We start from the raw sequence: 19,815 nt of genomic DNA, 5'->3' as shown, positions 1-19,815 counted from the left end.
AACGATATTTTTATTTACTTAAAACGGGATGGCCGCTAAGGGTAAGCTGCGTATGAAAACCCTGATGCCGCAGATGTGCCTGAGCACCCAGCGGCAGGGTCACCGTTTGCGGTTCGTGACCAAACGCCAGGCCGCTTACCACGGGGATCGGCAGGCGGGTACGCAGGTAGGCTATCATCGACTCCAGGGTAAACCCGGCATCGTAATCGTTAGGTGCGCTGTGGCTGAAGCTGCCCAGGATCAGCGCCTTCTGGCGTGACAGAATGCCAGCATGGTGCAGCTGCAGCAGCATGCGTTCGACGCGGAAAGGGTGCTCGTTGATATCCTCAACCACCAGAATGCCGTCTTCAATCGCGGGCAGCCACGGCGTGCCGATGAGGGAGACCAGCATCGCCAGGTTGCCGCCCCACAGCGTTCCCTCGGCGTCGCACGCCGGGCCATCGCCCTGCCAGGTCACGGTAAAGGTTTCATTCCGTAGCGCGCGCCAGAAGTACTCCATCGTAAAATCATCCAGCACCTCAGCGCCAAAGTTACCCGCCAGCATCGGCCCGCAAAAGGTGATGACGTTATCCGTCGCCAGCAGGCCAAGCTGCACGGCGGTAAAATCACTGTGGCCACAGATCAGGAGCGGATCCCGGCGCTGGCGGTCGGCCAGCCCCTGCCAGTTGATCTCGTCCAGCAGGCGGCTGGCCCCGTAGCCGCCGCGTACCGGCATCACAATGGTGTTTGCCCCGGTCAGCGTAACCAGCCGGTTTAGATCCGCCACCCGCTCGGCGTCACAGCCGGCAAAGCGCTGGTCGCGGCGGGTAATAACCTGCTGGTTCTCTACGCGATGACCTGCGGCCTCAAGGCGTTGAATGCCTCTGACGGCGGCGGGCTGATTGATACAGTAGCCTGAGGGGGCGATCAGATGAATCCGGGACATGGCAAATCCTTGCTGACATTGTAAGTGAAATATCGATGAGTAGGTGAAATAGTAGGTGAAACGGTTATGATGCCGCTTAGGTTTATTATTGTCATCTAAACTCCCGGTAAAAGGATTGTTGGTGTGAAATTGAGATGGTTTGCGTTATTGGCGGTGCTATTGGCAGGGTGTAGTTCAAAACAGGATTATAAAAACCCGCCGTGGGATCCGGAGGTGCCGGTTAAACGGGCTATGCAGTGGATGCCGATCAGCGAGAAAGCGGGTGCGGCGTGGGGCGTCAGTCCGCGGTTGGTGACGGCCATCATCGCCGTTGAGTCTGGCGGAAACCCGACGCTGGTGAGTAAATCTAATGCCGTGGGGCTGATGCAGCTCAAGGCTTCCACCGCCGGGAGAGAGGTTTACCGGCATATGGGCTGGAGCGGACAGCCTTCCACCAGCGAGCTGAAAAATCCTGAGCGCAATATCTCGATGGGGACTGCTTACCTGAGCATTCTTGAACATGGCGTACTTGCCGGCATCAAAGATCCGGAAGTAATGCAATACGCGCTGGTGGTCTCCTATGTCAACGGCGCAGGGGCGCTGCTGCGCACCTTCTCATCGGATCGCAAGAAGGCGATAAGCGAGATCAATGATCTGGACGCGGATGAGTTTGTCGAGCACGTGGCCGAAAACCATCCTGCGCCGCAGGCACCTCGCTATATCTGGAAAGTACAGAAAGCCATGGATGCGATGTAGATCATCGCACCTTACTGGCCCGCTCGCGCGCCTCACGCTCCAGCGAGAAGATAATTCGCTGGAGTTCGCGTTCCACTGCCGGGTTGGTATTCAGAAATCGAAAGCTGAGTCGCGGGGTGGTGACAGTGTCGTTCTTGCCGTCCACCACCTTACGCTCGCTGATAGAGATGAGCTGAGCATCAAAATAGAACTGCCCCCAGCCGCCCATATCCAGCTCGATCTGTGAGAAACGCTGTCCCTCTTTAACCCCCTCTGGCGTTGCACCCTCCAGCAGCGCGCCCATCCCGCCCAGCGACAGGTCAAACAGGCGAAAGCGCATAGGACTCTTGTCCGGCAGCATGGCTTTACCGAAATAGGCTGGATGCAGCGGGGCGCTGATGCGGAAATATTCCCGGCGCTGAATAAAAAACAGGGAGGCGGGAAGCGGCGTGACAAACGCCGGCAGCGCCTGAAAATCGCCCATGCTTAATCCGGAGGCGGTAAATTCAACTTTCGCCCCCCGGGTCTCTGCGGTGATGGTAACGCTCTCTACGCGTTGCACCGCTTTGTTCTCGTACTCCTGACTGCCGAGATCCACCACCAGCCTGTCGAGATCCGCATCGAGGATCTTGCTGATGAACTGGCCGCTCCCCCAGGAAATACAGATCGGCACCTGCTCTTTGTGCAGATCGCGCAGGACGCCCAAAACGGCCAGAGGGGATTGTTTCAGGAACTGCTCACTGTAGTTGCTCACGCCGGATGGCTCCTTGATGACTGATAGCCCTTCGTTGTCTTATCGGCAGTCGGGGCGGGAACTTCAGCCGTAATGTAAATTTTTTTAACGACATAAAATTAATAAGTCTGTGACATTTAACCTTTTTTGGAACTATTGCCTATACTCAATTCACGGTGCAGGCGTTTTGGCCTGCAAAGTAAGCAACCATGTAAAAGGAGACAACGCAAAATGGGTATTATTGCGTGGATTATTTTTGGCCTTATTGCCGGTATTATCGCTAAGTTCATCATGCCAGGCCGCGACGGGGGTGGATTCATCATCACCGTTATCCTGGGTATCGTCGGTGCGGTGGTCGGCGGCTGGCTGGCAACCATGTTCGGTATTGGCGGTGACGTAACAGGCTTCAATTTACCAAGTTTCCTCGTCGCCGTAGTGGGTGCGATCGTGGTTCTGGCTATCTACAGGATGGTGCGTCGGAACTAATGTTCCATGCCAGCCGGCGATGCTGTCGGCTGGCATATCTCTTATCTTAACCTATCAAAAATCATACCCCACCGTGGCGAGAATGCTACGCTCCGCGCCGAAGTAACAGTTATTTGTCCCGTAGCAGCCTGAAATGTAGTCCCGATCGCCGAGATTATTGGCGTTAACCTGGACAAATGCGCCCTTCAGCTGCGGTGACCATGCACCGAGATCGGCTCTGACCGAGGCATCAAACAGCGTGACCGACGGCAGCCGTGACGTGTTGGCATCATCGGCGTACTGCTTGCCAATGTAGCGCACGCCCGCGCCCACGCTTAAGCCATAATCAAACTGATAGTGCGCCCACAGGGAGGCCATCTGATCCGGGGTTAGCTGCGGCGTATTAGACTCGTTGCCGTCAAGCGAATCCTCGAAGCGCAGGTGGTTCCAGGTATAACCTGCGATAGTACTCAGGCGCGGCGTCAGCTGGTTACGCGCTTCGATCTCTACGCCCTGGGAGTGCACCTTCCCGGCGGGGAGGTAGGTGGCGGTAGCGATATTAATATCGCGGGTTGCCACATCCTTCTGCGTCAGATCGTAGATAGCGATACTATAGATATCCGACGTGCCCGGCGGCTGGAACTTCAGGCCCGCTTCATACTGCTCGGCGGTGGTCGGCTTCAACAGCTTGCCATCTGCGCCCGGCAGCGAGGCTGGGGTGATCGCCTGGCTGTAGCTCAGGTAGGGTGAGAGGCCGTTTTCAAAAGCGTAGAGCAGGGAGGCGCGGCTGCTGACGTGATCGTCAGAGCGGCGGCTGTCGGTGTCAGCGGTATCGCTGACCTGCTCGGAGACGATACGGTCATAGCGTCCAGAGAGATCCAGGTGCCAGCGGTTCCACACCATCTCATCCTGGAGGTAAGCGCCCGCCTGGTAATAGCGACGGTTATTGTCATCGTTATAGGTGACAGTGTAACCGTGCTGCGGCGTATAGCCCGTGAAGGGGTTAAGCGGGGCGGCACTGCCTGCGCCGGTCCAGAGATCGTTGCGGTAGCGGTGATACTCTCCGCCGAAGACCACGGTATGTATCACCTCGCCGGTGGCAAAATCAGCCTGCAGACGGTTATCGGTAGACCAGGCATCGAGAGAGCCACGGGAGCCGCTGTAGCCTCGGGCAAGATTGTCTGAGTTGTCGATCCAGCCGGTCTGATAGACCTGATCGAGCGCCACGTTAGCATGGGTATAGCTGCCGCTGGAGTGTACCGACCAGACGTCATTGAACTGGTGATCGAACTCTACGCTATAGAGCTGCTCCCGGCGGCGGTAACCGTCCCCGCTCTCACCCTCATTGGTACTGTTCGACAGCTTTTTACCGTTGTGGGCAAAACGTGCGCCATCCATCGGCAGCGAGCCGTGGTAGCCACCGGAGGGATCTTTTTGTAGATAGGCTCGCAGCAGCAGGCTGGTATCGGAGTCCGGCTGCCAGAGCAGCGATGGCGAAATAGCATAGCGCTCTTCACGGGTGTTATCATACTGGGTGTCGCTGCTGCGGGTCATGCCGATCAGGCGAAACGCCCACTGGTCGTTGATAGCGTCGGTGTAATCAAACGCGCCGCCCTTGGTATTCTGCGTGCCGCCGGAGAGACGGAAGTGGCCCTCGGACTTAAACTGCGGACGCTTCGAGGTGAGGTTGACCAGCCCGCCGGGCACGCTCTGGCCATACAGCGCAGAGGAGGGACCTTTCACTATGTCGATGCGCTCAATGAACCACGGATCGATCTGCAATACGCTGTGGCTTCCGCCGTCGCTCATCAGGCGCATGCCGTCAAGGAAGATGTTATCGACGTCACCGCCGTGGAAGCCGCGCAGTGACACGGTATCAAAGCGCGTCGCGCCGCCGCCAAAGTTGGAGTTGACCCCTGGCGTATAGCTCAGGGCCTGGTTAACGTTCATCACCCCCTGATCTTCCATCTGCTGGCGCGTCACGACCGACACAGACTGACCGGTGGTAATCAGAGGCTGATCGGTTTTGGTCGCACCGCGCGTGCTCTGCACGGTGTAGCCCTGGGTTGGCGCGGTGGCCGACTGGGGGGCTGTCGCGTTGACCACGACGGTATCTTCAGCCAGAACGGCATGGGGAAGGGCAATGCCCAGCGCGCAAAACCAGACAGAATGTTTTAATGTTGTTTTCATTCGCAATCCATACTCTTTTAAGCGGAATGCGAATTATTATTGTTTATATTAAGGTATACAAGCTTTAGCGTCGCGCTTGTCAGGCCTGCTACCAAATCTGGTAGCAGGCCTGAGTATGGCTTACTGAGCCACCTTCTGTGCTTCAGACGCGTTCTGCGAGGCAGGCTGTTGGGCGGTAGCTGGCGCAGCGGATGCCGCAGCAGCAGGCTGCGTTTTTGGCACGCTGTCGCACGGCTGCGCTTTCGGACAGACCTGATCCAGCATCATTAGCGTGACGCCGTTAGTCCAGCCGAAGCCGTCCTGGAGCGGGTACTCACCGCCGCCGCCGCCGGTGCCGGTGCTGCTGACATCGTACTTCTCAACCAGCTTCTGCTCGCGATCGTAGATATGCTGTACGTTTGAGAGGAAGCGCCAGGTGACGTCCATTGCCAGCTTGTCCTGATCGTAGTTTTGCAGCCCGGTAGTGGCTACCCACTGCAACGGCGCCCAGCCGTTCGGGGCGTCCCACTGCTGACCGCTGTTGACCGTAGTGGTGGCGATGCCGCCGGGCTTAAGCAGATGCGCTTCGGCCGCCGCCGCGACTTTGTCAGCGCGATCCTTGGCCGCTGCGTTCACGTAAAGTGGAAAGAGCGCCGCCGCCGTCAGCGGGCTACGTACTTTTTTGGTCTTCAGATCGTAATCCGCATACCAGCCCTCTTTGTCGTTCCACAGGTTGGCCTCCATCCCTTTCTGGCGGGCGTTGGCCATAGCGTCATACTGGCTCGATTTGGCGCTGTCTCCATCGGCCTGGCTGGCGCGGGCCAGAACCTTCTCCATCTTGAACATCAGGGCGTTGAGATCCACCGGCACGATGCTGGTGGTGCGGATGCTGCCAAGCTGGTTTGGGTCGTCCATCCAGCGCGAGCTGAAGTCCCAACCCGAAGCGGCGGCAGAACGCAGGTCGCGATAGATCTCCGTCGCCGGGCGATTTGGATTGTTTTTCGCGGTGGTCACGTCATCCAGCCAGGATTCCGGACGCGGAGTATCGCGATCGTCCCAGTAGCGGTTAAGAACAGAGCCATCATCCAGTTTCACCACGCGCTTGTTGGCCTGGCCCGGCTGCAACGTGTCTGCTCCCTCCATCCAGTAGCTGTACTCTTTCTCCAGCTGCGGACGGTAGCTCTTCAGAGCTTCATCACCCTTATGGCTTGCCAGCAACTCCACCATAAAGGCGAAGAACGGCGGCTGAGAGCGGCTGAGGTAGTAGGTCCGGTTGCCGTTAGGAATGTGGCCCCAGGCATCGATTTCGTGGGCGAAGTTCGCCACCATATCTTCCACTTTATCCCAGTGGCCGCTTTCGGCCAGGCCGAGCATGGTGAAGTAGCTGTCCCAGTAGTAGATCTCGCGGAAGCGGCCCCCGGGCACGACATATGGCTCAGGCAGCGGCAGCAGTGAATCCCATTTATTGGTGCGATCGGTGGTGCGGGTCAGCACCGTCCACAGGCCGTCAATATGCTGGCGCAGCGTCTGCCCGGCAGGCGGAACGTACTTTTCGTTTTCAGCCGGCAGGGTAAAGTTCATCTCAACAAAGTGGCGTAGATCGAAGCCGGACTGGTTACGCTGCATCCGGTAGTCGGCGAGGATCATGTAGGGATCGCTTTTTGGTACGGCGTCAGCGAAGGTTTTCTGATCGGGAAAGAGCTTGGCGGTCTGCACGTCGGCAAACAGCGGTCCCAGCAGAATATCCGGAGACTGCGGTGGGGACTGGCTCTCAGCTTCAGCGGCCAGCGCCTGTGCGGAAGTCAACGCGAGAAACGCGCCCCCCAGCGCCAGCTGCATGGCAAAAAACAGCGTCCGGGGTCGGCGCGATAAATTTCTTCTCATCTATTATTCTCCTTAGCAATGAACAGCGTCCCGCTGTAATCAACCTTTGAAAACAGTAGACGAATATCCGCTGCCTGGAGTACCAGAAGTAAAAATTTGCGTACTTACAAACATTTTTCAGCAAAAAAAGCCCTGCGTGAGCAGGGCGCTACCCCGCCTTTAACCCTGAGGATTGAGCAGCCAGGTGCCGGGCGTTGCCACCGTCAGCGATTCGCGGCGGACATGGCTGCCGTTCTGCAGGGTAAACTCATACTTGCCTGCGGGGAGCTGTAGGTAGGCAAAGCCGCTGGCCGCCGGCGCGATCTCCTGCGGCTTGCCGTTTACCTGCAGCCTGTCGGCATCGCTCATGCGGATATAAACCCGGGCGATAGGGCCGCTGGCAGGGGTACTGGCCACGGTCGCGGCAGGTTGATCGGGCGTGGCCGTGGCTGCCGTCTCCGTATCGCTATGCGGTGCGCCAAAGATCAGCGCACCGGCAATAACGCCCACCAGCACCCCCGCCGCGATTTGCGATGGGGTTTTAATGCGCAGCCATAAAGAGGGGGCGGCGGCAGGTGTCTCCACCGGAACCAGCATCGTGCCGGTTTTTTTCACTGCCGGGAGCTGTCCGGTATCGCCCACCGTAATTCCCGCCAGCGCGGCAAACTCCGCAATGCTCTGGGGCCGATCCTCCGGCTTCAGCGCCAGCGCGCGATCGACCGCCTGCAGCAGCGCAGGGGAGTAACCCGGCGGCGGATCCTCTGCCAGCGGCGAACAGCCGTCCTGAATGCTGCGGGCCACGCTGGCGGGCGGCGGTGAGCCGGTAATCAGCGTATAGAGCACCGCCCCCAGCGCATAGATATCTGTCCACGGTCCGAGAAGATCCTCACTGGCGTCCGCATACTGCTCAAGAGGGGTGAAACCGGGGTGAAGCAGCAGTTTACTGGTCTCGCTCGGATCGCCCGCCGGGGCGTGGGATACGCCAACGTCAAGCAGCAGCGGCTGGCCGCTCTCCTCAATCTGTATGCTCTTGAGCGAAATATTGCGGTGCAGCTCACCCGCGTGGTGCAGAGTGGCGAGGGCGCTGCACAGCATCGGCAACCGCTGTAATATCCAGGCCTCGTTGACTGCGTCCGGCTGCTGCTGATGCAGCTCTGCCAGAGTGACGCCGTCATAGCGCGGCGTCAGGATATAGGCGGTATCGTTATGCTGCCAGAAGCGCAGGACGAGCATCAAATTGGGATGGGTAAAGCGCGCCAGCTGGCGGGCCTGCTCGACAAAGGTATTCAGGCCGGCGGCAAAGGCGGCGCTGTCCTGTTTGCTGCGTAGCACCAGGCGCATATCCTCGCCGCGCAGGGTCAGCGCCCGGGGCATAAACTCCCTGATGATGACCGGACGCTCAAGCTCGCGGTCAAGAGCATGGTAGAGAATATCAGTATGGCTGGTTTGAATAACGTCCTGGATCTCTAGCTCATCGAAACGAAAACCCGGCGGCAGCGCGTCGGGTATGCTCGGATTGTACTCGCTCTCTGTCATTATATGAGGATCTCTGTTCAAAACTGACGGCTATTCAGATAGGTATTTCAGGATCACTTTTGCGTGCGCCAGGCACCGGCTGCCGGATCTCGCAATTGCGGGTGCAGATTATCAATCAGCAGTAGCGTCAGGCTGGTGCCCGGCTCCAGCCAGGCGGACCACGCTTTCCGCACCTCGTTGAGCCGCGTCTGAAGTCGGGTATCGTCCAGGGCCTGATCCCGCGACACTTCTACCGCCACGGTACCGCTATTTTTCCAGCCGTTGAGCTGCGGATCGTAGGGCAGGATCAGCCAGCTCTGGGGAGCCTGGCTGTCGCTCACGACCATGCGCTCATTGTTGACGCTGGTGATCAGCAGGCTATCGGCATTGGCCTTTTCGCTCAGGCCGCTGACCGGAAAACCGTGCACAAAGGTCATCGTTGAGCGCTTTTCACCCTGGGTGCCGCGCTGGATCACCTCGCTGCGTCCGTTAAGCCAGCCGCCGCGCTCGCATTTGCCGTTAGCTTTCGCCGGGATAAACAGCGCCGAGGCGCTGGTGTCACCTTGCCAGAAGGTGCGCAGGTGGCAGCCATCCTGCAAGGTAAATTCCAGCCACGGCGTACGGTCGGCAGCCGGAGAGGGCTGCTGGGCCTGAATAGCCTGAGTAGCAGGCTGAGCCGCCCGCGGCGTAATGACGACGGCCCATTCGCTCTCTTTGCTGGCAATCCCTTCAGCGAGCAGTTCGCCTTCCGGATCGACCATCTGCCAGTTTACCTGGCCAATGGTACTGCACTGGCTCTCCAGCAGCGCGCCGAGGCGGGGCATAAAGGTGGTCAAAATCGAGGGCGTTTTATCACCGCTGGCCACAATGCGCAGCGGTAATCTTGCGGAGCACCAGCTTTGCGGTGATTTATCGTTAACGTTGTCTATCCAGACATCCAGCTTCTGAGAGGGGGATTGGGCAATACGATAATTCCCTGCCGACACGGTTGCGGATGCCAGAAGCAACGCTAAACCCGAAAGCCAGACTTTCATAAAATTCCTTGTTAGCCAGAGTAATTAATCAATAATCCAGGTGCCGCTGTCGCCTTTTTGACAGGCCTTGCTGCTGTCATCCACCGCCACGCAGGTTGTTTTCTTCGCGGCGCGCTTAGGCCGGGGGCGATCGTTCTTTAGCGTCTGCGCGTAGAGGGCGCTTTTTACTAACGCACGCGGCGGCACGTAGCCAATCAGCTGCTCATCATCCTGTTCGGCAATGGCCAGCCAGGCGTCATCCACTTCGCCCAGGACGGTATAGGTTTGGCCATTTTTCAGTTGGCCGAGCACCTTACCACCGTAGGAAGGGGTGCTGAGAATGGAGCCAGGGTAGAGTGCCCGGTAGGCCTCGTTAACGGGTTTAAAGGTGGCAGGTGGCGAAACCGCATAACGGTGCGTCAGCGTAACGCCATTGACCTGACTGGTCACCAGCGTATCGTCCGTCAGCGCCGGCGGGGGTGCTTTACAGCCGACAACGATAGTGACCATAAAGAGAAGTAACAGGCCTCGCAATTTCATTATAACTTTCCCTGAAAAAATGATTAAACCCGACCGCCGCTGACTACTAAAGGATTAATACAGCTTAAGCATAGTCTGATGATTCTACATTGAGTTTATAACAATTCAATCGCCTTCTGCTGGGAAGGGATTGTTAAATATTACCTTTGCTTGCGTATATTCTTATTGAAACAATTTTTCCGCTATTTCATCCCACATCCGGATATATTTTTAAAGGCGCGCAGGCAGTAAACCTTGTGCCAGATCAAGATCGGCCAGCGTATCTATATCACGCATAATACCGTCGTCAGTGACGGGCAGATCTCGTACGTTGCCGCTGGCCCTGGCTTCCCGCACAATCGCCGCTGCGCCAGCATCACCTGCCAGTGAAGCCAGAGCATGAAAATAGCGGCGTCCAAAGCCGACCGGATGGCCCGCATGCTGTTGAAAGTGGGGCATGACGATGGTTCGTGCCGTTAGCGTCTCGGCTACGCGCTGGATCGTAGCGTCCTGAACCAGCGGCAGATCGCCGGGCAGGATCAGCCAGCCAGCCGCCTCTGGCGTGGCCTGCACCCCCAGCGCAATGGACTCTCCCATACCGTTGGTGCCGCCCTCCGGCCGCACAAGATGCCACGGCAGACCGGAGGCGTTCACCGCCTCAAGCGTGCGGTTAAGTACTGTCATGCCGTTGAGCAGGGTATCGAGCTTGTGGCTTGTCGCCCCCGAGGCAATAAACCGTTCGCCTCGCCCGGCAGCAAGCACAATCACCACAGGCAGTGCGGCCATCACTCAGGCTTCCGGCTGCGCGCCGCCGCCACGTCCGCCAGCACCGACAGCGCCAGCGAGCTGGCATCACGCGCCTGGGGAAAGATGCCGATCGGCGCTTTGATCCGCGCAATCTCGTGGGGATGAAACCCGCGCTCGGTCAATGCGCGTACCCGTTTCTCATGGGTGCGGCGGCTGCCCAATGCGCCAATGTAAAAGGGCGCGGCGGCAAGGGCGGCGGTCAGCAGAGGCAGCTCCCGGTCAAGATCGTGCCAGAGAAGGATCACCGCGGTATGGGCATCGATCAGCGTAGAGGTGGTGCGCAGCCTGGAGCCGTCATCGATATGGACGTCGTAGCCCGCAGCGTCGGCGAGTTTAGCCGTTATTTCAGCTTCGACCGAGCGGCCAAAAATAATGACCCGCGTCACGGGGCGGTAGTGCATGACAAAAGCACCCCTCTCCCAGCCGGTCTCGCCCTCGGGCGTACCGATCTGCAGCGTTTGCGAATGGGGGAAGTAGCGAAGCGTCGTGGAATGACGTTGCTCCAGCGCCGCCAGCACCGCCAGGAGCGGGCGCGCTGAACGGAGCGGGTGGATGCTTAGGGTAATCCCGCCCCCGCAGGGCAGGACAATATCAAACCACGGCGATCCCTCCCCGTAAATGACCGTTCGATCCTCGCCGGATTTGATCGCCTCCAGCGCCTCCCATGCGGCGGCGGCCTCAACGCAGCCGCCGGAGACGAAGCCGCAGTAGAGACCATCCTCGCGCACGGCCATCTGCGCCCCTAAGGGACGTGCCGCACCGCCGCGAATTTCGGTCAAAACGATCAGCGCTGCATCCATGCCTGCGGCCAGCGCCTGGGACGCGAAGCGCAGCACCGCCATGCTGTCGTCGGTAAAAAATGCCCGCTGCGGCGTCGCAGCGGGGTCACTCTCTGTTAATCGTTGAGCAGATTGTGGTACCACAGCGGTCTCCTATATCGCTTCCGGCAGATCGCTCAGCAGCTTGTCGAGCGTAATAGGATAGTCGCGTACCCGTACGCCGGTGGCGTTATAGATCGCATTGGCGATGGCGGCGCTAACGCCGCACAGCCCCAGCTCGCCGACCCCTTTGGCCTTCATCGGAGAAGAGGCGGGATCGGTATCATCCAGGAAGATCACCTCCTGAACAGGGATATCAGCATGAACCGGCACCTCGTAGGCGGCGAGATCGTGGTTGACGAAGTAGCCCAGCCGGGTATCCACCGCCAGCTCCTCCATCAGCGCCGCGCCAAGGCCCATGGTCATCGCCCCGATGACCTGGCTGCGCGCCGTTTTCGGATTGAGGATCCGCCCGGCGGCGCAGACCGCCAGCATCCGGCGCACCCGCACTTCGCCGGTAGCGATATCCACGCCGACTTCGACAAAATGCCCGGCAAAGGTGGACTGCTGATACTTCTCCTGCAGATCGCCAAACTCGATGGTGTCTTCAGCCGTCAGCGTCCCGGCAGCGGCGGCATCGGTGAGCGGGGCGCTGCGCCCGTCAACGATGATCCTGCCATCGGTAAAGACCGCGTTTTGCGCATCGAATCCCAGTTTATTCGCCACCGCCTCGCGCAGCTTAACGCAGGCCGCATAAACCCCCGCCGTGGAGCTGTTGGCACCCCACTGACCGCCCGATCCGGCAGAGACCGGGAAGGTTGAATCACCCAGCTGCACCACGACGTTTTCCAGCGGCAGGCCCAGCATTTCGGCTGCCGTCTGGGCAATGATGGTGTAGCTGCCGGTGCCGATATCGGTCATGTCGGTCTCGACGGTGAGCGTACCCTGGGCATCGAGATGCACCCGCGCCCCGGAGGTCATCACGAGATTATTACGGAAACCGGCAGCCACCCCCATGCCCACCAGCCAGCGGCCATCGCGGATCTGGCCCGGCGTTGAATTACGGCGCTGCCAGCCAAAGTGTTGAGCGCCGGTACGCAGGCACTCCACCAGCTGACGGCGCGAGAAGGGGCGATCCGGGTTAGTGGGATCGACCTGGGTGTCGTTGAGGATGCGGAACTCTACCGGATCGACGCCTGCCTTCTCGGCAATCTCGTCGATGGCGATCTCAAGGACCATCATCCCTGGCGCTTCCCCTGGGGCGCGCATGGCATTACCCTCCGGCAGATCCAGCTCCGCCAGCCGTAGCCCGGTGTGGCGATTCGCCCCGGCATAGAGGAAGTTCGTCTGCTGCACGGCAGTCTCCGGCTCACCCTCGGGCAGGTTGCCGGACCAGCTCTCATGGGCGATGGCGGTGATATGCCCGGCCTCATCGGTGCCGATGCGTACCTGCTGGATAGTAGCCGGACGGTGGGTAGTGTTGTTGGGGATCAGCGGTCGGGAGAGCATGACCTTCACCGGACGCTTCGCCGCCCGTGCGCCAAGCGCGGCCAGCAGGGCATCGCTGCGCAAGAACAGCTTGCCGCCAAAACCGCCGCCAATGTAAGGGGACAGGACACGAATATTCTCTTTCGGTATATTCAGCGTCAGCGCGAGGTCGGAGCGGCACCAGTCAATCATCTGGTTAGAGGTCCAGACGGTGAGCTTATCCCCCTCCCAGACTGCCATAGAGGCGTGCGGCTCCATCGCCATGTGGCTCTGATCCGGCGTGGTATAGGTGGCGTCGAGCTTGACCGGGGAAGAGGCGAAAGCGGTAGCAAAATCTCCGGTCACGCTGTCAGGCTGATCCTCCTGCGGCGCGGTCACGCTGGGTTTCGCTTCGGCTAAATCGTATTCACCCCGATCCCGCTGGTAATCCACTTCGATCAGCGCCGCCGCCGCCCGCGCCTGCTCAAAGGTCTCTGCCACCACGACGGCGATCGCCTGGTGATAGTGCTGGATCTCGGGACCGCCGAGCAGGATGGCGGTATTCTTCTCGCCTTTGCCCAGTTTTCCTGCGTTGTCGGCGGTGACCACCGCCAGCACGCCTGGCGCGCTGCGAGCAGCCTGAATACGAATACTGCTAATGCGCCCCTTGGCGATCCCCGCGCCGACCACATAGCCGTAGGCGGCGTTGGGCGCTTTGTCATGCCACTCGTAGGCGTAGTGCGCGGTGCCGCTGGTTTTTAGCGGGCCATCAATACGATCGTGCGGACGGCCAACCACCTTCATACGATCGATAGGGTTTTCCGTAGCGGGATTATCAAATTTCATCGTTTTATGCCCTCGCTTCTGCCAGCACCGAGGCGATAGTGCGCTTCGCCAGGGTTAATTTAAACGCGTTTTCATGGGTCGGCTGAGCCTCGGCAAACAGTCGGTCATAGACCGCCTGCGCCCCCTGGGCCACCGCCGCATCGGCATCGTCCCGCCGCCAGGGCTGGTGTGCTACACCGCCCAGCGCCACCCGACCGCTGCCGTCCTGCTGCACGATGGCGGCGACGGAGACTAGCGCGAAGGCGTAGGAGGCGCGATCCCTTACCTTGCGGTAGATATGGGTTCCGCCCAGCGGCGGCGGCAGGATCACGGCGGTAATCAGCTCCCCAGGGGTAAGCGTCGTCTCGATGTGCGGCGTATTACCTGGCGCGCGGTAGAACTGAGCGATCGGAATCTCCCGCGTCTGGCCATCCGGACGTACCGTCTCTACCACCGCGTCGAGCAGCCGCATGGCGACGGCCATGTCGCTGGGATGAGTAGCGATACAGGCTTTGCTGGTGCCGACGACTGCCAGCTGGCGGCTGAAACCCTCCAGCGCCGCGCAGCCGCTGCCGGGCAGGCGTTTATTGCAGGGTTGGTTAGTGTCGTAGAAGTAGGGGCAGCGGGTGCGCTGGAGCAGGTTGCCCGCCGTTGTGGCCTGGTTACGCAGCTGTCCGGAGGCCCCGGCCAGCAGCGCCCGGGAGAGTACGGCATAGTCGCGGCGCACCCGCTCATCGGCTGCCAGATCGGTATTGCGCACCAGCGCGCCGATGCGCAGGCCACCCTCAGCGGTTGGCTCGATCTTATCCAGCGCCAGGCTGTTGATATCGATAAGGTGCAGTGGGGCTTCGATCTCCAGCTTCATCAGATCGAGCAGGTTGGTACCGCCAGCGATAAATTTAGCGTGGGGCGTGCGTCCGGCGCTGGCTGCCGCTTCGGCAGGCGTATTAACGCGCTCATAGGTAAAGGCCTTCATGATTTCAGGCCTCCGGCAGCGTCATCAATGGCGGCGAGGATATTGGCGTAGGCCCCACAGCGGCAGATGTTACCGCTCATCCGCTCGCGGATCTCATCCGGCGTCGCCTGCGGGGCAGAGACCAGATCCACGGTAACATGGCTGGGAATACCCGCCTCAATCTCTTTCAGTACCGCCACCGAAGAGCAGATCTGCCCCGGCGTGCAGTAGCCGCACTGAAAGCCATCGTGTTTAACAAAGGCGGCCTGCATCGGGTGCAGGTTATCCGGGGTGCCCAGTCCCTCAATGGTGGTGATCTCCGCATCCTGGTGCATCACGGCGAGGGTCAGGCATGAGTTGATCCGGCGTCCATCAACGATAACGGTACAGGCTCCGCACTGGCCATGATCGCACCCTTTTTTGCTGCCGGTAAGGTGCAGATGTTCGCGCAGGGCATCCAGCAGGGTGGTACGGGTATCCAGCTCCAGCTGGTGCGTTTCACCGTTTACCTTGAACGAAACCGGCATCGTTTCAGGCGGTGGCGTCACCGGCGACTCCCCGGCGCTGAGCGCGACGGTGGGTGAAATAGCCGCCGCCGCCGCAGACGCGGCGCTGGCCTTGATCAGCACCCGGCGGGTTACGCTGAAATCGTACGGCCCTCGGTCCGCTTCATTGCTCTGATTGCTCATAATTGCCTCCACATCTATAGCGTTGTTTTTATACGTGCGCTAAATAATAGTAGGCGGTGAAAACAAGATTACCCCTGCTTTTTGCATACGCTATTGAGCAGGGGACATTAATGCGGGGAGAGAAAGGGGGGACTAGCGTGCCGGACCGGCGTTAAGCCGACCCGATTTTTTTAGCATCCGCACCGCGAGGCAGGCGAGCAGGATCAGCAGGATAAGGCCCCCAGAGAGCAGCCAGCCATGGGTGTCGGCCCTGAGCGCTTTTGCGGCCAGCAGGACCAGCACCAGCAGGGTCATACAGATTGTGGTGTACTCCTTCACCACTACCCGTTGCCAGTTAAAGGCAAAAGTTTGCAATGTCTGACCCAGCCCCGTCAGACGCGGCAGCAGGCGCGGGGTCTGCGTGCAGTAATGGCGATAGCTATCGCCAAAGCGTCCCAACAGGTAGTGCTCCTCTGCGGCAATAATGCAGGCGTAGCCGAAGAAAAAGAGGGGCATCGCGATCCCCAGATACCATGGGTTATTGGCGGCAACGCCGAAGCCGATAATCATCAGCAGGTTACCGAGATAGAGCGGATTACGGCAGTGGGCAAAAAGCCCGGTCTGCACCAGGCTGTCGGCATAAACCTTGCGCTGGCGACCGCCGCGCACGATATAGTCCAGCCCCACGGTCAGAATACGGATCCCCTGTCCAACAAGAGCAATGACCATGCCAGCAGCCAGCATGGTAACGGCGGCCTCGCTGACACGCTGCTGGCCGAGAAACAGCGTTAAATAGAGCAGCGGAAAGAGCGCGTTGCGGGAACGAAAGAGAAAGTTGCCGATGGCGATCGTCATTTTATCGCCACCATCGCGCAGAAGTTATACCAGCGGAAGAAGACCTCAACGCTGCGAAAGCCAACGTCACTAAGCATCTGGCGATTTTCGCCTTCGCTATAGGGGATGAGGACGTTCTCCAGCGCCTCACGCTTCTGGCCGATCTCCAGCTCGCTGTAGCCGTGACGACGTTTCATATCGTAGTAGTACTTGATAAAACGCCTGTTGAGATCCGGCGAGTCGCAAACCACCTTTTCCACCAGTATTAACGCCCCGCCTGGGTTAAGCCCCTCGTAGATAGATGCCAGCAGCGCCCGGCGGTGCATGGGGCGGACAAACATCAGCGTCAGGATCATCGCCACCACCGAGGCGTTATCAAACGTCAGCTTCTCTTTAAGATCCTGGCAGAGAAAACGCGTCTCGCGTGCCGAGTGCAGCTGGGTGAATTTGCTACGGCACTTCTCCAGCATCTCCGGCGAATTGTCGATGCCGGTAAAAACAATCTCTTGCGGCAGCACACCGTCCAGCAGGGCTAACGTTGTGCCGGTAGCGCACCCCAGATCGTAAAGCTGGCTTCCCTCGGTGGCGTATTCTGCCGCCAGCTCACCTACCATGCGCTGGATCTCCTGGTAGAAGGGCACTGAGCGGTCAACCATGTCGTCAAACACGCCTGCGACCTGGCTATCAAAACGAAAATCTTCTGCGCTCTTCTCCAGAGCAAATACCTTATCCTGACCCATAACGACCCCGATTGTGAACATATCTGATTCGCATGCTTATTAGGCATCAAATTCATTGAGCAAATGTTTAAATTTGACCTGTTATAATGAGGTGGGAAAGTATCTAATTTATCACCTCTCTGCCAGTGTGGATATATTGCAAAGTGTTGTTATCGTTACAATCTTAAGGTCGACGCGCGCTTTCCTTAGACTGCCTGAATTTATATTGCTGGTATCATAAATGTTATGAATGAGCTGAAACGCCTCACCCCTGAAAGCAACCTTGAGCCGAAACCCGATCTCACTATCGGTTTTCTGCTGATGAAACAGTTCACGCTGGCCTCCGTGGCGGGGCTGGTGGAGTCCTTGCGCTTTGCAGCAGATGAATCTTTCTCCAGCCGCCAGATCTTCTGTCGCTGGGAGTGGATGACCTGCGATGACCAGCCGGTGACCGCCAGCTGCGGCCTGCCAGTTTCACCGACGGCAAAGCTCGACTTCAGTAAGGAGTGGGATTATTTCGTCGTTGCAGGTGGATTATTGGAGGAGACAAGGCACTCCCCGGCCTGGCTGCTGCAGGCGCTGCGGGATCTGCACGCGCGCAATATTTCCATTATTACCCTGTGCAGCGGTGCTTTCGTCGCGGGCAGCGCGGGATTACTGGATGGGCGTCACTGTGCGATCCACTTTACCACCCGGGATGAGTTCAAAATGCGCTTTCCAAAAGCCATTCCGGTGATCGACAAAACCTATATCAAAGATGGCGGCATTATCTCCTGTCCGGGAGGCACCGCCATCGATCTGGCCGCGGATCTGATCCGTCATCACTGCGGGCTGGTGCGAACCCAGAAGGTGCTTAAATATCTGCTGGTGGATGATGTCGCCGTGCCGGGCGCAAAGGCGAAGCAAAAAGAGAACCTCAGCCAGCCGGATGGCTATGAGAACGAGCTGGTGAGTAAGGTAATTGAGTTTATGCGCCACCATCTGGATTCGCCGGTGCCGCTGGCCGACGTGGCCGAGTTCGCAGGGGTGACCTTCCGCCAGCTTAACCTCATCTTTACCAAGTGTACGGGCCACTCGGCTGCCGTCTACTGGCGGCGGATGCGCCTGGAGCAGGCGCGCAAGCTGATGGCCGACTCCAGCAACAGCATCAACGCCATTGCCACCGCCACCGGCTTCTCCGATGCCTCGCATCTGATTGCCTGGTTTCGTAAGCAGTACGGTGAGACGCCCAGCTCGTTCAGAAAGCGGCGCAGAGTGGTAGAGAAGCTGGTGAAGGAGTAGTAAGAGAGGCATGTAGGCCGGGCAAGCCTGTGCCGCCCGGCGCTATGTTTACATTTTTTGCAGCACGCTGCGTTTTGGCATTTGGCCTGGGGCACGAGCCTTACGCGGCTGCTCGTCATCCAGTGCCGCCGCATCTTCCAGGCTGCGGGCGTTGGTCTCAGGGGCAAGGAACCAGGAGACGATCAGCCCGATAAAGGTAATGGCGGCGGCGATATACATCGTTGAACCGATCCCCAGAGTCTGTAACGAGACCGGCACCAGCCAGGTTCCTACCGCTGCGCCAATGCGCGACAGGGAAGTGCCCACGCCAACCGCTCCGGCGCGGATCTCCGTCGGGAAGATCTCGTTCGGATAGACCAGCTGTAGCACCTGTGCACCGCCGATAAACAGGGCATAGGCACCAAACATCAGCAGGATAATCATCGATGGACCGTCACGCAGCAGACCCAGCAGCAGCAGCGCCAGCCCGGACCACAGAAAGCTGTGCAGCAGCAGCTTACGGCGACCCAGGGTGTTCACCAGCCGGGTCGCGATGATGCAGCCCACCACGAACAGCAGGGTAATGGCGATGGAGCCATAGGAGGCCCAGCCGCCGCTCAGATGCAGCGCCTCCAGCACCTTCGGCGCGAAGGCGTAGACGGCGAAGACCGGGATCACCGAGCAGGTCCAGAAGATGGTGACGAAGGCCATGCGCTTGCCGTAGCCGGAGTGCAGCAGGTTAACAAAGGAGAGATTTTTGCTCTCGGCCTGGGCCGGCAGGTTTTGCAGACCAAAGTCAGCCCCGTAGACGCGGCGGATAATCACCTCCGCTTCGGCCTGGCGGCCTTTGCCAATCAGCCAGCGCGGCGATTCCGGCGTTCCCAGACGCACCAGGAACAGTAGCGCGCCGATGATAGCGGTGCTGGCCAGGGTCAGACGCCAGGCCTCCGGGCCACCGAAGTTAAGGATCGCTTCTCCTACCAGATAGGCAGTAGCGGCCCCGGCGAACCAGAGGATAGTTAGGGTAGCGAGGCACGGACCACGGTTCTTCTTTGGCAAAAACTCAACCAGGAAAGCCGTCGCAACCGGATACTCGATCCCTACCGCCACGCCGTTAAGGAAGCGCAAAACAAAGAGCATCTCACCGCTCTGAACCCAGTACTGGGCCAGCGAGCAGACAATAAACAGCGTCGGGCCAACGAAGTAGAGCAGGCGACGGCCCAGACGGTCAGTAAGCGCACCGCCAATAAAACCGCCAAAAAAGATGCCAATCAACGCCGAGGCGGCAATCATCCCCTCCCAGAAGGCGCTTAGCCCGAGAGCGGGAGAGACTTTTGTCATGGCAATGCCGATAATACTCAGGACATAACCATCAACAAACGATCCTCCGCCGGAGCGAACGGTAAGCAACCGGTGGAAACGGTTAAGCGGTACGTCTTCAACAGAAATGGTATTTGACATAGTAACTCCTGTCTTCCACGGCGTTGTAATAAAAGTCAGCGGGTAACTTTTATTACAACGCACATGAAATTCATGTAGGCCAGAT

18 protein-coding genes are annotated in these 19,815 nt (G+C 59.1%); 3 read left to right on the top strand and 15 right to left on the bottom strand.

Annotated features, from left to right (window positions below; all coding sequences use genetic code 11):
• Positions 1–10 precede the first annotated feature (10 nt).
• On the bottom strand, positions 11–925 hold the full coding sequence (gene ldcA, locus RTN40_RS02105; protein ID WP_312226991.1) for a muramoyltetrapeptide carboxypeptidase: 915 nt from the start codon (positions 923–925) through the stop codon (positions 11–13).
• 123 nt (positions 926–1,048) lie between these two features.
• Between ldcA and emtA the strand changes: the two genes are divergently transcribed.
• A complete protein-coding gene (emtA, locus tag RTN40_RS02100) occupies positions 1,049–1,660 on the top strand; it encodes a membrane-bound lytic murein transglycosylase EmtA (RefSeq protein ID WP_312226990.1) in 612 nt (203 codons plus the stop codon).
• Position 1,661: 1 nt separating this feature from the next.
• Here the strand turns inward: emtA and RTN40_RS02095 are convergent, their stop codons facing one another.
• Complete coding sequence (locus RTN40_RS02095; RefSeq protein ID WP_312226989.1) at positions 1,662–2,393, bottom strand: flagellar brake protein; 732 nt, start codon at positions 2,391–2,393, stop codon at positions 1,662–1,664.
• Positions 2,394–2,603: 210 nt separating this feature from the next.
• On the opposite strand from RTN40_RS02095, the gene RTN40_RS02090 reads away from it, so the two are divergent.
• Complete coding sequence (locus RTN40_RS02090) at positions 2,604–2,858, top strand: GlsB/YeaQ/YmgE family stress response membrane protein (protein WP_312209394.1); 255 nt, start codon at positions 2,604–2,606, stop codon at positions 2,856–2,858.
• A 54-nt stretch (positions 2,859–2,912) separates the two neighbouring features.
• On the opposite strand, the gene RTN40_RS02085 is transcribed toward RTN40_RS02090, so the two are convergent.
• The 12 genes from RTN40_RS02085 to cmoA form a co-directional block, all read right to left on the bottom strand.
• Positions 2,913–5,027, bottom strand: a complete 2,115-nt coding sequence (locus RTN40_RS02085) for a TonB-dependent siderophore receptor (RefSeq protein ID WP_312226988.1) — start codon at positions 5,025–5,027, stop codon at positions 2,913–2,915.
• Between the two features lie 120 nt (positions 5,028–5,147).
• On the bottom strand, positions 5,148–6,890 hold the full coding sequence (locus RTN40_RS02080) for an alpha,alpha-trehalase (RefSeq protein ID WP_312226987.1): 1,743 nt from the start codon (positions 6,888–6,890) through the stop codon (positions 5,148–5,150).
• 159 nt (positions 6,891–7,049) lie between these two features.
• The gene (locus RTN40_RS02075; RefSeq protein ID WP_312226986.1) at positions 7,050–8,405 is read right to left on the bottom strand and encodes a protein kinase domain-containing protein; all 1,356 of its coding nucleotides are present in this window, start codon (positions 8,403–8,405) and stop codon (positions 7,050–7,052) included.
• Positions 8,406–8,458: 53 nt separating this feature from the next.
• Complete coding sequence (locus tag RTN40_RS02070; RefSeq protein ID WP_312226985.1) at positions 8,459–9,418, bottom strand: hypothetical protein; 960 nt, start codon at positions 9,416–9,418, stop codon at positions 8,459–8,461.
• Between the two features lie 24 nt (positions 9,419–9,442).
• Positions 9,443–9,937 carry an SH3 domain-containing protein gene (locus RTN40_RS02065; RefSeq protein WP_312226984.1) on the bottom strand — a complete coding sequence of 165 codons (495 nt, stop codon included), beginning with the start codon at positions 9,935–9,937 and terminating at the stop codon, positions 9,443–9,445.
• Between the two features lie 210 nt (positions 9,938–10,147).
• On the bottom strand, positions 10,148–10,702 hold the full coding sequence (locus RTN40_RS02060; RefSeq protein WP_312226983.1) for an NTP transferase domain-containing protein: 555 nt from the start codon (positions 10,700–10,702) through the stop codon (positions 10,148–10,150).
• Positions 10,702–11,646, bottom strand: a complete 945-nt coding sequence (locus tag RTN40_RS02055) for an XdhC family protein (RefSeq protein WP_312226982.1) — start codon at positions 11,644–11,646, stop codon at positions 10,702–10,704. The genes RTN40_RS02060 and RTN40_RS02055 overlap by 1 nt, the downstream gene beginning before the upstream one ends.
• Before the next feature lie 9 nt (positions 11,647–11,655).
• Positions 11,656–13,854: an aldehyde oxidoreductase molybdenum-binding subunit PaoC gene (paoC, locus tag RTN40_RS02050; RefSeq protein ID WP_312226981.1), complete on the bottom strand. Its 2,199-nt coding sequence runs from the start codon at positions 13,852–13,854 to the stop codon at positions 11,656–11,658.
• 4 nt (positions 13,855–13,858) lie between these two features.
• Positions 13,859–14,809: a xanthine dehydrogenase family protein subunit M gene (locus tag RTN40_RS02045; RefSeq protein ID WP_312226980.1), complete on the bottom strand. Its 951-nt coding sequence runs from the start codon at positions 14,807–14,809 to the stop codon at positions 13,859–13,861.
• The gene (gene paoA / locus RTN40_RS02040; protein ID WP_312226979.1) at positions 14,806–15,477 is read right to left on the bottom strand and encodes an aldehyde dehydrogenase iron-sulfur subunit PaoA; all 672 of its coding nucleotides are present in this window, start codon (positions 15,475–15,477) and stop codon (positions 14,806–14,808) included. The genes RTN40_RS02045 and paoA overlap by 4 nt, the downstream gene beginning before the upstream one ends.
• Positions 15,478–15,609: 132 nt before the next feature.
• A complete protein-coding gene (locus RTN40_RS02035; protein ID WP_312226978.1) occupies positions 15,610–16,311 on the bottom strand; it encodes an isoprenylcysteine carboxylmethyltransferase family protein in 702 nt (233 codons plus the stop codon).
• Positions 16,308–17,051, bottom strand: coding sequence for a carboxy-S-adenosyl-L-methionine synthase CmoA (gene cmoA / locus RTN40_RS02030; RefSeq protein ID WP_312226977.1), 744 nt, complete (start codon positions 17,049–17,051; stop codon positions 16,308–16,310). The genes RTN40_RS02035 and cmoA overlap by 4 nt, the downstream gene beginning before the upstream one ends.
• A gap of 204 nt (positions 17,052–17,255) precedes the next feature.
• Here cmoA and RTN40_RS02025 point away from each other — a divergent pair, with 204 nt between their 5' ends.
• A complete protein-coding gene (locus RTN40_RS02025) occupies positions 17,256–18,290 on the top strand; it encodes a helix-turn-helix domain-containing protein (RefSeq protein WP_312226976.1) in 1,035 nt (344 codons plus the stop codon).
• 48 nt (positions 18,291–18,338) lie between these two features.
• Here the strand turns inward: RTN40_RS02025 and RTN40_RS02020 are convergent, their stop codons facing one another.
• The gene (locus RTN40_RS02020) at positions 18,339–19,730 is read right to left on the bottom strand and encodes an MFS transporter (RefSeq protein ID WP_312226975.1); all 1,392 of its coding nucleotides are present in this window, start codon (positions 19,728–19,730) and stop codon (positions 18,339–18,341) included.
• Positions 19,731–19,815: the final 85 nt, after the last annotated feature.

The organism is Pseudescherichia sp., assembly GCF_031987975.1.
Lineage (GTDB): Bacteria > Pseudomonadota > Gammaproteobacteria > Enterobacterales > Enterobacteriaceae > Pseudescherichia.
This window is presented reverse-complemented; position numbering and strand designations above follow the sequence as displayed.